Genomic DNA, 14,584 nt, shown 5'->3' on the forward strand with positions numbered 1-14,584 from the left:
TGGCAGCTGGCTTACAAGCCTTTCACGGCGTAGATAGCCAGCGTATTGCGCCAGTAACCCTGGTAATCCATCCCGCAACCGAAGAGGAAACGATCTTCCACCTCTAGGCCCACAAAATCAGCCTTGATACCTTCGGCTTTGCGATTGTGTTTTTTATCGATCAGCACGGCCACGTGCACAGCACTCGCGCCCTGCTGCTTGCAGTAGTCAACAATGGCAGCCAGTGTGTGGCCTTCATCCAGAATATCGTCAACGATGACCACCGTGCGGCCACGCATGTCTTCGCGCGGCTTCACTTTCCAGTCCAGCTCGCCACCGGAAGTTTCGTGACGATAACGGGTGGCATGCAGATACGCCATTTCCAGCGGAAATTTCAATCGTGGCAGCAAATGCCCAGCCACAATCAAACCACCGTTCAATACGGTATACACCACCGGATTGGTGTGCGCCAAAGCGGCACACATCTCTTGCCCCATGCGATCCAGCGCAGCCACTACTTCGCTCTCCGGATGCAGACAATCGGCGTTATCTAAAATCGTACGTGCCTCTGGCAATTCCATCGTCACAATTCTTTCCTCTACCCAGGCTTAATGCCCGGCAAAATCACACACAGTAAACAACTCGATCCCTTGTTGACGCACCAATTGCGATCCGCCCAGCTCAGGCAGATCAACAATGGCTGCGGCCTCAACCACATTGGCACCAATCCGCCGCAGCAAATTGGCCGCCGCAATCATGGTGCCGCCAGTGGCGACCAGATCATCAATCAACAACACGCGATCACCGGCTTTACAAGCGTCAGCGTGTAGTTCTACGGTGGCAGAACCATACTCCAGCTCATATTCCTCGGCAATTGTGTCAAATGGCAACTTACCCTTCTTGCGAACGGGCACAAAGCCCAGATTCAGCTCATAAGCCACCACCGCCCCCAAGATAAACCCGCGTGCATCAACCCCGGCAACCACATCCAGCTGCTGATCCATGTAGCGATGCACAAAGATATCAACCAGCAGGCGAAAGGTTTTCGGGTCTTGCAGCAAGGGCGTAATGTCGCGAAACATCACCCCTTCTTGCGGCCAGTTCGGTACCGTACGAATCCGCTCACGAATGTAGTCGGCGTATGGCAGCTCAGACACGGGTTTAGTCATGGCTTAGACTCCGTTTTAGTGGAACAGGGCGAACTTCACCACCCACAATGCAGCAATAATCACCACCGCCAGGCTCAAATCTTTAAAGCGGCCGGCCAATGCTTTGATGGCCACATAGCTAATAAAGCCAAATGCAATACCATCGGCAATCGAGAACGTGAAAGGCATCGCCAGTGCCGTCATGACCGCCGGCGCAGATTCAGTCAGATCATCCCAATTGATTTCCGCTAGGCCACGACTCATCAGCACCGCTACGTAGCACAGCGCAGGCGCAGTCGCATACGCTGGCACCGACGCCGCCAGTGGCGACAGGAACAGCGCCAGCATAAACAGCACGGCCACTACAACGGCAGTCAGACCAGTGCGACCACCTACCGCCGTACCCGCGGCAGATTCGATATAGGCCGTGGTCGAAGAAGTACCCAAAGCGGCACCCGCAGTGATGGCTACCGAATCAGCCAACAGCGCTTTTTTCAGGCGCGGCAATTTGCCATCTTTATCCAGCAAGCCGGCGCGGTGCGATACGCCAACCAGCGTACCGGTAGTATCAAACAGATCAACAAAGAAGAAGACAAAAATCACCCCCAGCAGCGCGCCATTAAAGATGCCCGCCGGCGTCATCAAGGCACTAAAGTCCATCTGCATAAAGGTAGGGGCCAGCGATGGAATTGGGGCGAACACGCCTTTGAACTCTTGCAAGCCCATGGCAATAGCCAGTACGGTAACCGCCAGCACACCAATGATGATCGAGCCTGGTACACGGCGATATTCCAGCGCCACAATCAGGAAGAAACCCAAGATCGCGAGCAGCACTTTTGGATCAGCCAGGTTGCCCAGCGTAACCAAAGTGGCCGGATGATCCACCACCACACCGGCGTTCTTCAGCGCGATGATGGCGAGAAACATACCCACACCGGCCGAAATCGCCAGCTTGAGCGAATGCGGAATTGCATTGACCAGCGCTTCCCGCACTTTAAACAAACTCACCACGAGGAAGATCAGGCCAGACACAAACACGGCACCCAGCGCGGTTTGCCAGCTCATGCCCATGCCTTTTACCACGGTAAAGGTAAAATAGGCATTCAGACCCATGCCTGGCGCCAAAGCGATAGGATAATTGGCCACCAGACCCATGATCGCCGTACCCAGCGCTGCCGCCAAACACGTGGCGACGAACACCGCATTAAAGTCCATCCCGGTAATCGACAAGATCGCCGGATTAACAAATACGATGTAGGCCATGGTCAGGAATGTCGTAAACCCGGCAATCACCTCGGTCTTAACACTCGTCCCATGCTCTTTGAGCTTAAAAAAAGCATCCAGCATGACTCTTCCCCAAACTAAGTTGATGTTATCGTGCATACGCACGTTGCTTTAAATACAAATACGAGCCGGCAGGTGCAACCACACCTGCCGGCTCGTATCGGCATCTCACTGCAAACCGGGCTTTACTGCCCGAAACCGACCAGTGCCAACACACCAATCAGCGCAAAAATCGCGGCGGCCACAAAGCGCACCATACGCAGCACATGCATGCGCTTGGCAATCCAATCGCCCAGATACACGGCGGGCACATTGGCCAGCATCATGCCGATGGTAGTGCCAAACACCACCTGCCACAGCGGCTGATATTTTACGGCCAGCGCCACGGTAGCAATTTGCGTTTTATCACCCATTTCGGCCAAAAAGAAGGCCACACAGGTTGCCAAGAAGGCGCCATACGGTTTCACCGTTGCCTCCTCTTCATCCATTTCGTCCGGGATAAGTGCCCAGGCAGCAATCGCCAAAAAGCCGATCCCAACGACCCAGCGTAGCACATCCGCCGAAATGAGCCCGGCCACCTGCTGTCCGATCCACCCCGCCGCAAAGTGATTCAGCACGGTAGCAACAAAAATGCCCGCAACAATCGGTAGCGGGCGTCGGAATTTGGCCGCCAGAATCAAGGACAGCAGCTGGGTTTTATCGCCCATCTCTGCAATCGCTACGACTCCAGTCGAAATTAACAAAGCATCAAACATCATCATCTCCAGGGCAGGCGTAAGACACGAGGCTAGGCGCACGGCCCACCCTCTGAGCATGCGCATAACCTCGGGTCTCATCAGGTGACACTGGGTCACTGCCTGAACCATAAAGCCGCTGGGCTTCAAGTTTGTTGATTCAGGCTCGGCTCACTGCATCGGCCGACGATTACTCCCCCGAAGGAAGATCGAATTTTAAAGCCTTCGCCGCCCCCTTACAAGTAGGGGTTTGCCGCGATTAGCTTGGCGTGCGAGCAGCTAGTTGGTGCTGCACATGCGCCAAGACCCCGCGGCAACCGTCCTCCACCAAGTCCAGCACGTGTTCAAAGCCTTCGGCGCCGCCATAGTAGGGATCGGGCACCTCGTCTTCCTGAAACGCTGCGGCATAGTCCAGAAAGAGCTGGATCTTGCTTTGAAACTCAGCCGGACAACGCTGCCGTAAAGCCGCAAAATGGCCTTTATCCATCGCCAAGATCAGATCAAAACGACTAAAGTCGCTGCCGGCCACCTGTCGCGCCCGCAAATTGGAAAGATCATAGCCACGCTTGCGCGCATGCTGCTGCGCTCTGCGGTCCGGCGCCTCACCCACGTGATAATCATACGTGCCGGCCGAATCGACCTCGACCACATCTTGCAGCCCTTGCGCTGCCACCAGTTGCCGGAGCACGCCATCGGCAGTGGGGCTGCGACAAATATTGCCAGTGCAAACCATCAGCACAGAATAAGCTTGACCCATCAATATACCCCCTAAGTGTATAAGCTTGAAATCAATACAAATAAATAATCATAGAGCAATACCCAACGCCACAAATAGAAAAGCCGCCCCAAGGCGGCTTTCTTGCACCCCAAACATGAGCTTAACCAATCTGACCCACACTTGCCTAGCGCCAGATCAAGTCACGCTAATGTCGTACTTTGCTTAAAACTCAGCCCAATCTGCATCCTCGCTGGCCTGTGGCACGCTGATGGCGGCCGGCTTTTTGCTGGCCAGTTTCACCGGTTTGCTTGCCTTAGCGCTCGTTGTGGTCGGAACCGGTTTGTGTACCGGCTCCACCGGTTTGCGGCTGAGCAGCATATGCGAAGTGCGATTCAGTTTAAACGAGCCAATCGCCTGCGCCATGGTTTGCGCTTGCTCTTGTAAGGCCTCGGCGGCCGCCGAAGCTTCTTCCACCAGCGCTGCATTTTGCTGGGTGGTTTCGTCCATCTGAATGACAGCCTGATTGATTTGGGCGATCCCGGCGCTTTGCTCGACGGATGCGGCCGAGATCTCGCTCATGATGTCGGTGACCCGCTGAATACTCGACTCAATTTCACTCATGGTGCTGCCGGCTTCGGCAACCAATTTGGCACCATCATCTACTTTGCTAACCGAATCATTGATCAGATGCTTGATCTCTTTAGCCGCCGAAGCTGAGCGCTGCGCCAGATTGCGCACCTCGGCCGCCACCACGGCAAAGCCTCGGCCTTGCTCACCAGCGCGGGCGGCCTCTACCGCAGCATTCAGCGCCAAGATATTGGTTTGGAATGCGATGCCATCAATTACGCTAATGATGTCGACAATTTTACGCGACGATTCGTTAATCGAGCTCATGGTTTCCACCACTCGCCCGACTACTTGCGCGCCTTTGGTGGCAACTTCGGACGACGAGCGGGCGAGTTTGCTGGCAACTTGCGCATTGTCGGCATTCTGTTTCACCGTGCCGGTAATTTCTTCCATGCTGGACGCGGTTTCTTCCAGGCTGGCGGCCTGACCTTCGGTACGGCGTGACAAGTCACTATTACCTTGGGCAATTTCACTGGCTGCCGCATTAATGGCCATGCCGGCATCCTGAATCTCACTCACCAGCTGCTGCAGATTTTCGACCGTGGTATTTACCCCCAGCTTGGTTTCGCCAAACAGTCCCGGATAATCTTTGCTAATGGTCTGGGTTAGATCGCCGCCCGCCAAGGCATTGGCCACCCGCATGACATCGCGCAGCCCGGTTTCGGTCACAGTAGAGAGCTGATTCAGTAATTCACTCAAGCGGCGGGTATAGCCCTGTTTTTGCTCAAGGCTAAGCCGCCGGCTAAAGTCGCCCCGCTCGGCGGCGGCTTCGACCACTTGCTCGATTTCTTGCACAATCGCATTGAGCGAGGCCACAGTTTGGTTCACGCCAGCTTTGGTCGCCCCAAACATACCCGGATAGTCTTTGGTAATCGTCTGGCTCAGATCCCCCGCCGCCAGTGCGCTGGATACGCGCAGCACATCGTTAAACCCTACCTCGCAGGTCTCGATCAGCAAGTTCAGATCGGTGATCATCTCGCGGAACATAAACTGATATTGCTCGGCACTAGCCCGCTGGCTGAAATCGCCTTGTGCACCGGCGGCTGCCAGTTTTTTGATATCGCTGCTGATGCTGAGCAATGCGTTTTTCACTTGATCCAGCGCCGCCGTGATCTTGGCTTTATCGCCGGGTAGGCGCGCCATATCTTGGCTGAAATCACCGCGTGAATAGGCGGATACAATCTCTACAATTTGCATTTTCACACTGATGTGCGAATTCACTAGCTGGTTGATCTCGGTCGCCATTTGCCCGAAACGGCCTTTAAAGGCTTCCGCATTCATTTGCTCCTTAATCCACCCTTTGTCATGCTCGCTGGCCATACGTGCTTGCTCGGCAATAAAGGCCTGTATCGTTTGCTGCATTTGCTGCATGGCAAACATCACGCTGCGCTGATCACCCGGCTGCAAGTGAATTGGATTATCAATTTTACCCTCCGCCACCGCTAAGGCGACGGCCGCAGCATCGCTGGGCTCGCCGCCCAGCTGCGCCATCAAGCGCTTAACGATCTGCCGGGTAATCACGAGGCCAAGCACAATGGCGGCCAGGGACAAATACAAAATCTGATTTTTGGCACTTTCGGCCATTTTCTCGGCCGCGGCCCCCTCCGACTTCATTAAATCTGATTGATAAGTAATGAGCGCATCAATTTTGTCGATGTAATTAAGCTGTGTGGCGCGCATCGAGCCGATCAATAATGCCTTGGCTTCATCGATGCGTTTTTCTTGATAGAGCTGCATGAATTTTTCTAGCTCTTGCACATATTCACCGCGAGCCAAGGTCACCTCTTTCATCAGCAAGCGGCCTTGCTCACTTTTGACGGTGCTATCTAGCTTTTCTAGATTTTCGCTGATCGCTTTACGAGCCTGCGCAATTTGCTCTAGCTGTTTGGATAACTCATTGGGGTCAGTCATCAACATTAAATTGCGCGTTGAACGTGCAACAAGGTTCATATTATTGATGATGGCGTTGGCCTGCACCGTTTTCGGATAACGGTCATTAACCATTTTATTCACGCTTTCATCCAGCAAATCCAGCCGGCTAAAGGCAATCGCGCCGATCACAATCATCAGCAGCAAAATTACGCCAAATCCAAGGCCTAGTTGCGTGCGCACACGCAGTGTTCGAGACGGTGACATGAGTATCTCCCCAAAGCAGCATTCAGCGCAGTCAGGCGGCTGCACGTTTGCATGCTAGACCGCCCTCTTGGGCGCCGCCGCCAAAAGTTGACATAAATCATGTTTTTAGCTGTCTGATTCCGACATCTGGCAGTTGGGCCACACGCAAGCAATTTGGCATCGTCAGCGAGCATCGCCTATCTTTAAGCTGTATTACTAACTCCTGACGAGAATCATGTCAGCCTCCAGCGATCCAATGCTCAACACTGTCAGCGCGGCACCGTTATGCAGCGCGGCCTTGTTGCGTCTATTGGGGCAAGTTAGCGGCATGGTATATCGCTGTCGCCTTGATTCGGAGCGCACTGTCGATTTTGCAGCTGAAGCTGCGCTACGCCTGACGGGCTATCCCGCAAGCACGCTATGCCAAGAACTCCCCGGCGGTTGGTTAAGCCTGATTCACCCGGAAGATCGCCCCACTTTTGGGCAACAAAGCCTGGACCGGCTGCAAACACAGCAAGGCTATCAGCTGGAATATCGCTTGGTGCGCAGCGATGGCGCGACGGTATGGGTGCAAGATCAGGGTTATGGGATTTACGACGAAGCCGGGCAATTAATTGGTATTGAGGCACTGGTGCTCGATATTGCTGCGCGCAAAGAGCGCGAGCAGCATTTACTGAGTCATCAGCATCATCTGCAAGCGCTGTACGATCAGTCGCCAGATTTATTACTAACCATCGACTGGCAACAGCAGATCATCCTCGACTGCAATCAGACGCTACTGAATACCCTGGGGTACTATAAACACGAAATCATTGGCCAGAATTGGCTGCAGCTCTATACCCCCGAATCTGCCGCCCTATTTACCGAAAGCTGGCAGGCTTTACTCTTAAGCAAGCAGGAATTACAAGATGTTGCACTGGATTTACGCAGCAAACAGCAGCGGGTAATCAATGTCTTACTGCATGCGCACTTTGTCACACCAGAACAAGAAACCACGCCAGTACTGTCAGTCACCTGGCGCGACATCAGCAAACTAAAAAACACCCTGCATGAATTAGCCCGTAGCGAACAACGGCTGGGCGCCCTACTGGAAAGCAGCGCCGTACCCACCATGATCTGCAGTGGTTTACGCGGCATTAATTATTTAAACCCAGCTTTTATCGAGCTGTTTGGCTATAGCAGTGTGGATTTAATCGACCTCACTCAGTGGTGGCAGCAGGCATTTCCAGATCCACACTACCGTACCCACGTTGAGCAGGAATGGAATCAGCGCATCCAGCAGGCACAACAAGGCCAGAGTGTCTTTAGCCGTTTTGTGGCGCATGTTTGCGCTAAAAATGGTCAATACAAAAGCGTGGCGCTTCATTGCGCGCCGCTCGAAGACGATTGGCAAGATGAAATCGTACTGACCTTCACCGATCTGGGCGCGCAGCTGGCACAGCAAAACGAGCTGGTGGAGCGGGAATTACGCTACCGCTCGCTGTTTGATGCCGCGCATTTGTCGATCTGGCATGAGGATATGTCCGAGCTGGTGGCCATGCTGGACGAATTGCGCTTAAGCGGCATTAGCGATATTGACGCTTACCTGCGCGACAAACCCGAAGCGATTTACAGCTTACTGAGCGGCATGAAGGTCACCGATGTCAATCCGGCCACGCTGATCTTGTTTGAAACCAGCAAAGAAGCGCTCTTGCAAGGATTTAGCCAGCTATTTGGTGAAGGCGCACTGGATGTGGCACGGGAGGAAATTCGGGCTTTCTGGCGCAAGGAAGAACGCTTTCGCTCGGAAGTCAATTTAATCACCGCTACCGGCAAACCATTTAAGGCGATTCTGGCCTTCCCGATTCCGGCCAACGTAACCACGGCTAAATATGTCCCGGTGACGGTACAAGATTTAAGCAACCCGCTGGAGCTAAAAAACGAGCTGGCCCTGCATGCCGAGATTGTCGAAAACCTGCAGCAAGCCGTGCATCTGATTTCCGCCCGTGATGGCCGCGTGGTGTATGCCAACCCCACCGCTGAAGCGATGTTTGGTTTTGCTGCGGAAGAAATGCTGGGGGTTTCGGTGACCGAGCTCATCGCGAGTGATGAATCCGCCAGCCCGCATAACAGTCAGCGCCTGCTGCAACTGTTACAAGAACAGGGGCACTGGGAAGGTGAGCTACTGAATCTCCGCAAAGACGGCAGCCAATTCTGGAGCCGCTTAAGTAGCAGCAGCTTCGAACATATGCACTACGGGCCGGTCTGGGTGAGCGTGCAGCGCGACATCACCGAAGAACGCCATGCCCGTGAAGAACTCGATCTGCGCAATCTGCAGCTCAACGCGATTGTTGATATTCAGGGCGACTTTATTAGTAGTCAGAATGAGCGACAAGCCTTTAATCTTATCCTGCTTGAGCTCCAGCGCTTAAGCCAGAGTGGTTTTACCCTGATCGCCGAAGTCTTGGGCCAAGGCGAACAACGGCAACTTAAAATAAACGCCATCCGCCACCAGCTGTGGGATGCCGCCACTGTGGCACTGTTTGAACAAAATATCAGCTCAGGCTGGGAGTTTGACTGCGCGCTCTGCCCGAGTGCAGCCGAGGTAGTGCAAGAGGGGATGGCGAAGTTCTTGCCACACATCCCCGCCCTCTTGGGCAAGACCGGAGAGCAGCTGGGGCTGCCGGCTTTAGGGGCGAGCTGGCTCATCCCCATTCATTATGGCAATAGGGTCAATGGCCTGGTGATTTTGGGCGACCTGCCCGCCGGCGGCCTGCAGGTATTAGCCACACTGGAACCGCTGCTGCTGACCTACAGCCAGCTGCTGACGGCGATGCAGAGCAAGCGTGAATTTCGCCGGGCGAACGAGGCCTTGTTTCAACGTGACCAGCTGTGGAAAGCCGCAATCGAAGGCTCCGGGCATGGCGTTTGGGATTGGGATTTGCGCAATCAGCAAATGACCTTCACCGAAACCTGGGCCAATCTCTTGGGCCTGCATATTAATGAGCTGGCCAATACCTTTAGTGAGTGGGAGCAGCGTCTGCATCCAGATGATCGTCGGCAGGCGCTGGAGCAATTAAACGATTACCTGCAAGGACGCAGCCAGGCCTACGCCAGTGAATATCGCCTGCGTGGCAAAGCGGGCCAGTATGTGTGGATTTTGGGGCGCGGCACGATTGTGCAGCGTGATGAGCAAGGCCAGCCACTACGCATGATCGGCACCAGTACTGACATCACCCAGCGTAAAGCCACCGAAGAGCAATTACTGGCGAATCGGGCGCAGTTGGCGGGGATGATTGATGGCGCCATGGATGCCATTGTGACCACAGATACCGAATTCAATATTATTTTGTTTAACCGCGCGGCCGAGCAGATGTTTGGCTTTCCAGCGAGCCAGATCTTAGGTTGCCCGATCGAGGCTTTGATTCCGGTGCGGCACACCCTCACCCACCGCGAATACATGCACCAATTTGCCCGCGAAGGGGACCACACGCGCAAAATGCGCAGCTACAACGTGCGCCAAGTGCACGGCCGCCGCGCCAATGGCGAAGAATTTCCGGTCGAAGTGTCGATTTCGTATTCGGATAATTACGGCAACCCGATCTACACCGCCATGGTGCGGGATATCACTGAACGCATCGAGCACGAACACAATATGGTTGAGCTCAATGTCAAGCTCGAAGAGCGAGTGATTGAACGTACGCGTGAGCTCGATGCCGCCCGCCACCTGGCCGAAAGTGCCAATCGGGCGAAAAGCGCTTTCGTCGCCAATATGAGCCATGAAATCCGCACCCCGCTCAATAGCGTGTTGGGCATGGCGCATCTGGCGCTGCAAACCGAACTTAATCCGAAACAACGTGATTATCTGCAAAAAATCACCGCCTCAGGCCAACATTTGCTCGGGCTGATTAATGACATTCTCGACTTTTCCAAGATCGAGGCTGGCAAGCTGGAAATCGAACATTGCCCGTTTAACCTCGCCGATATGCTGGCGGAAATTCGCGACATTATGGAGCCGCGCGCCAGCGAAAAACACCTGGCTTTTGATCTCTTTCACGATCAGCTTGAACTGCGCACAGTTGAAGGCGATGCGCTGCGCCTGAAACAGGTATTACTCAATCTTTTAAGCAATGCCATTAAGTTTACCGAACATGGCCGGGTTAGCCTTTGTCTCGCCAGCGATCCGGCCGAGCCAGAGCGGTTGGAATTTAAAGTCTGCGATACCGGTATCGGTATCCCGCAGCATGCGCAGCAACGCCTGTTTGAGCCCTTTGATCAGGCCGATAGCTCAACCACCCGTAAATATGGGGGCACCGGGCTTGGGCTGGCGATTAGTCGGCAGCTAGTGGGGCTGATGGGGGGTGAGCTCAAGCTGCGCAGCCAGCTGCATCTGGGCAGTGAATTTAGTTTTGCCATTCGCCTACCCATCAGTGCCGAGCAACTCCCCGCAAGCACCACGCATGGCTCTGCACAGCAAACCTTGCCCAAGCTGGCCGGCAAGCGCGTACTCTTGGCGGATGATCATCCGTTTAACCAGCAAGTGGGGGCCGATCTACTTAGCCAGGTGGGTATTCAGGTGGTGATTGCCAACGATGGCCGCGAAGCCGTACGCCTCGCCGAGGCCGAGCTGTTTGATGCGATTTTGCTCGACATCCAGATGCCCGAAATGGATGGCTACACCGCGTGCAAAATCCTGCGCCAGAATCCGCGCTTTAAAGATCTGCCCATCATCGCAATGACGGCGAACGTCTCGACCGAAGATCGCCAGCTGTGTCGGGAAGCGGGGATGAATGACTTTCTTGGCAAGCCGGTCCAGCCAGACAAACTCTACCAGACCCTGATGTATTGGCTGCAAAGCAATACTGTGACTGACCTGCCAAGCTATACCCCTAGCCCCACAGATCGACATCCCTTATTTGATCCGACCGTTTTAAACGTCATGTTTGGAGCTGACCCGCAGCGGCAGCACAAATATCTGCAGAAATTTGCTGATACGCTGCGCGAGGGCTTGGCGAACCTGGCTCCAGAGCTGGCCGCCAGCAATCTGCATAAAATCAGCTCCGAATGTCATCGACTGAAATCTGTGGCCCGCACTGTGGGCGCTATGGCCTTGGGCGAACGTTTGGCCGACCTGGAAACCCACCAAACCACACTGCCGCTGGACGTAATGCGCGAAAAAATCGCTGAATTACAGCGCCTGTTTACGCAAACCTGTGCCCATCTGCAAACCCAAGGGCTGCTTGCAGCCAGCTGCGAAGCGGAGCCACAGCTGAGTATCCATAATATTGATCCGGAATTGCGGGTCATGCTGCTGGATGACGATGTATTTATGCTGGATTTACTGGCCCAGCATCTGCAAGACCTTGGCCTAGTGCACATTACCCGCTGCCTAGATGCCCATGCCGCTCTGGCTCAGTTGGAGCAAATGGAAACACCAGACTGGATTTTGTGTGATCTGCAAATGCCGGATATGGATGGCATCGCATTTTTGCGCCAACTGGGCCAACAGGCCTTTACCGGCCAAGTGGCAATTTTGTCGGGACTGGATGACAACGTCCTCAAAGCCACCGAGAAACTCGCTCATTCGTTCCGCCTGAATATCCATGGTGCGCTAAGTAAACCGATCCGCAAAGAGGATCTGGCGCGCTTGCTCAGTGAATCTGCGCAATTACAGCCCCGGCTGCAGCATGCCGCCGGCTCGCAAACCATGCAGCTTGAGCGCAGCGAGCTGGAATGGGGGCTGGCGCATGGCGCGATTGAGCTCTTTTATCAGCCTAAAGTCAGTACCCGCACGCATACCGTCGTGGGGGCGGAATGTTTGGCGCGCTGGCGCCATCCGCAGCGTGGCCTGCTGGGCCCCTATACCTTTGTGCCCGCGCTGGAGCAACATGGCTTGGTGGATGAACTGACCTTTCAAGTCTTGCGTCTGGCCGTGAGCCAGCTGCGGCAATGGCAAGCCGCCGGCATGCAGATCAAATTATCGGTCAATGTATCGATGGACAATCTACATCGCTTGGAGCTGCCTGAGCTCTTTTGCCAAGTCTTGGACGACAATGACATCGCCCCGGAATCCATCACGCTGGAAATCACCGAAACCCAGCTCTCGCATGATTATGTATTGAGCCTCGACATCCTGACCCGGCTGCGGATCAAAGGGTTTGGGCTATCGATTGATGATTTCGGGACAGGGTTTTCCACCATGGAACATTTGATGCAAACCCCCTTTACTGAATTGAAGATTGATCGGGCCTTTGTGCGTGGCGCCAGCCAAGATCAATCTGCCCGCACCATTCTGGAACACAGCGTCACCTTGGGCAGTAAATTCAACCTCAATCTGGTCGCCGAAGGCGTGGAAACCCAAGAGGACTGGGATTTAGTGGTCTCAGCGGGTTGCCATGAGGTGCAAGGCTATCTGGTGGCCGAGCCGATGGCAGCTGCCGACTTTTTGGTCTGGAAGCAAAACTGGGAAGCGCACCATTAAGCGCATTAACGAAAAATAGGATCACACCATGTCGCAAGCAGAGCAACCAAGTGTACTGATCGTTGATGATGACCTTTTCATGCTGGATTTTCTGCATGATGCCCTTAGCGAAAGCTGCCAGCTGATTACCGCCGAATCCGGGCAAGAAGCGCTCGATAAAGCGCGACAAAAGCACCCGCAGCTCATCATTGCCGATGTGCAAATGCCCGGCATGGATGGCTATACCCTATGCCGAGAGCTTAAAGACGATTTTGATACCTGCGATATTCCGGTGATTTTTTTATCGGCGCTCGATAGTATCGATGATCGGCTGCAAGGCTTTGAAATTGGTGGCGAAGATTACCTGCTCAAGCCGATCAATCCGAAGGTGCTGGAAGCCAAGGTGATCCAGACTTTGCGCCGGGTACAAGAGCGCCAGCAGCTCAAATCCCAAAGTCAATACGCCACCAATACCGCCATGGTGGCCATGACCAGCATGAGCGAAACTGGCATGGTGATTGAAGCAATCAAGCGCTTTAATTTATGCCAAACGCCGCTGGCCTTGGCTAGCGAGCTGGTCAATGCGCAAGCGATGTTTGAGGTCAATAGCGTGGTGCAGTTGCTTCTGCCCAATGGTGACTCTTTGATTGTGAATCAGCATGGCCCGGCTTCGGAGCTTGAATCCTCCATCTTGCAGCATATGGCGGGCATGGATCGGATCACCCAATACCGCAATCGCCTCGCCATTACCTACCCGCATACCCGCACCCTGATTACCAATTTACCGCAAGACGACCCCGAGCGGTGCGGGCGGCTACGCGATCACCTTGCCATGCTGGTGGAGGCCGCAGAAGTCCGGCTGGATTCGCTTAACACCTCCGCAGAATCCGAATCACGCGGCTCGGTCATTGAGCAAACCATTCAACAGCTGACCGAAACGCTGGCCAATATTGATGAGCTACAACGCACTGGCCGGGCCTCGGCCTCGCTGATTCTGAATAACATCATCATGCGGGTGGAAGTCGCGCTGGTGGGGTTGCAGCTCACCGATAGCCAAGAAAACGCCCTGATGAGCATCATTCACGATGGGATGGAAGATGTCTCGAGTACCCTGCTGGTGGAGGCGCATTTTCAAGATCAGCTCAGTGCCGCTATTCGTGATTTGCAAAAGGCAGTGGGCACATACCCCACCACCGCGCTACATAAACAGCAGCAATAAGCTCTGCCCAGCATAAAACAATGCCCCGGATTAACGGGGCATTGTTTTTTTGGAAGACTACCGCTGGCACGTTCTCAATTACATAATCCGCCAGCGATCGCGCAAGCGCTCTAGGGTTTCTTCCTCGCAGCACAGCGGGCGCCGGCGTTGTGGCTGTTGCCAGTGGCTATTTAAATAGAAAGGTGAGTGCGAAAAAGCATCGTAAGCGGGGGTACGCGCGCCTTCACGTAAGCGACGAACAAGCTCAGTAAGAAACCGTAGCATGATCAGCTCCTTTTGTTTTTGATATTGCGTTAATGTCTAGATGCACTCATCATAGAC

General features: G+C 54.3%; 9 protein-coding genes. 2 read left to right on the forward strand and 7 right to left on the reverse strand.

Annotated features, from left to right (window positions below):
• Positions 1–11: 11 nt before the first annotated feature.
• From G482_RS0106605 to G482_RS20905, 6 genes are all read right to left on the reverse strand, one after another.
• A complete protein-coding gene (locus tag G482_RS0106605) occupies positions 12–560 on the reverse strand; it encodes a hypoxanthine-guanine phosphoribosyltransferase (protein ID WP_211227578.1) in 549 nt (182 codons plus the stop codon).
• A gap of 27 nt (positions 561–587) precedes the next feature.
• Entirely contained in the window at positions 588–1,148 is a 561-nt protein-coding gene (locus G482_RS0106610; protein ID WP_034619134.1) for an adenine phosphoribosyltransferase, read from the reverse strand.
• A gap of 15 nt (positions 1,149–1,163) precedes the next feature.
• A complete protein-coding gene (locus tag G482_RS0106615) occupies positions 1,164–2,474 on the reverse strand; it encodes an NCS2 family permease (protein ID WP_028449374.1) in 1,311 nt (436 codons plus the stop codon).
• 122 nt (positions 2,475–2,596) lie between these two features.
• Positions 2,597–3,166 (reverse strand): TMEM165/GDT1 family protein, encoded by a 570-nt coding sequence (locus G482_RS0106620; protein WP_034619136.1) that lies wholly within the window; start codon positions 3,164–3,166, stop codon positions 2,597–2,599.
• 238 nt (positions 3,167–3,404) lie between these two features.
• A complete protein-coding gene (locus tag G482_RS0106625; protein ID WP_028449376.1) occupies positions 3,405–3,902 on the reverse strand; it encodes a low molecular weight protein-tyrosine-phosphatase in 498 nt (165 codons plus the stop codon).
• Positions 3,903–4,085: 183 nt separating this feature from the next.
• Positions 4,086–6,626 carry a methyl-accepting chemotaxis protein gene (locus tag G482_RS20905; RefSeq protein WP_156905361.1) on the reverse strand — a complete coding sequence of 847 codons (2,541 nt, stop codon included), beginning with the start codon at positions 6,624–6,626 and terminating at the stop codon, positions 4,086–4,088.
• A 214-nt stretch (positions 6,627–6,840) separates the two neighbouring features.
• Here G482_RS20905 and G482_RS19495 point away from each other — a divergent pair, with 214 nt between their 5' ends.
• A complete protein-coding gene (locus G482_RS19495; protein ID WP_028449378.1) occupies positions 6,841–13,065 on the forward strand; it encodes a PAS domain S-box protein in 6,225 nt (2,074 codons plus the stop codon).
• 28 nt (positions 13,066–13,093) lie between these two features.
• On the forward strand, positions 13,094–14,263 hold the full coding sequence (locus G482_RS0106640) for a response regulator (protein WP_028449379.1): 1,170 nt from the start codon (positions 13,094–13,096) through the stop codon (positions 14,261–14,263).
• 78 nt (positions 14,264–14,341) lie between these two features.
• Here G482_RS0106640 and G482_RS0106645 read toward each other — a convergent pair whose 3' ends face one another.
• Positions 14,342–14,527: a hypothetical protein gene (locus tag G482_RS0106645; protein ID WP_028449380.1), complete on the reverse strand. Its 186-nt coding sequence runs from the start codon at positions 14,525–14,527 to the stop codon at positions 14,342–14,344.
• Positions 14,528–14,584 lie beyond the last annotated feature (57 nt).

The organism is Chitinibacter tainanensis DSM 15459 (genome assembly GCF_000429785.1).
Classification (GTDB): Bacteria; Pseudomonadota; Gammaproteobacteria; order Burkholderiales; family Chitinibacteraceae; genus Chitinibacter; species Chitinibacter tainanensis.

Coding starts and splice junctions, on each gene's coding strand:
- G482_RS0106605 (WP_211227578.1), bottom strand. CDS start 560: ATGGAATTGCCAGAGGCACGTACGATTTTAGATAACGCCGATTGTCTG.
- G482_RS0106625 (WP_028449376.1), bottom strand. CDS start 3,902: ATGGGTCAAGCTTATTCTGTGCTGATGGTTTGCACTGGCAATATTTGT.
- G482_RS0106615 (WP_028449374.1), bottom strand. CDS start 2,474: ATGCTGGATGCTTTTTTTAAGCTCAAAGAGCATGGGACGAGTGTTAAG.
- G482_RS20905 (WP_156905361.1), bottom strand. CDS start 6,626: ATGTCACCGTCTCGAACACTGCGTGTGCGCACGCAACTAGGCCTTGGA.
- G482_RS0106645 (WP_028449380.1), bottom strand. CDS start 14,527: ATGCTACGGTTTCTTACTGAGCTTGTTCGTCGCTTACGTGAAGGCGCG.
- G482_RS0106640 (WP_028449379.1), top strand. CDS start 13,094: ATGTCGCAAGCAGAGCAACCAAGTGTACTGATCGTTGATGATGACCTT.
- G482_RS0106620 (WP_034619136.1), bottom strand. CDS start 3,166: ATGTTTGATGCTTTGTTAATTTCGACTGGAGTCGTAGCGATTGCAGAG.
- G482_RS0106610 (WP_034619134.1), bottom strand. CDS start 1,148: ATGACTAAACCCGTGTCTGAGCTGCCATACGCCGACTACATTCGTGAG.
- G482_RS19495 (WP_028449378.1), top strand. CDS start 6,841: ATGTCAGCCTCCAGCGATCCAATGCTCAACACTGTCAGCGCGGCACCG.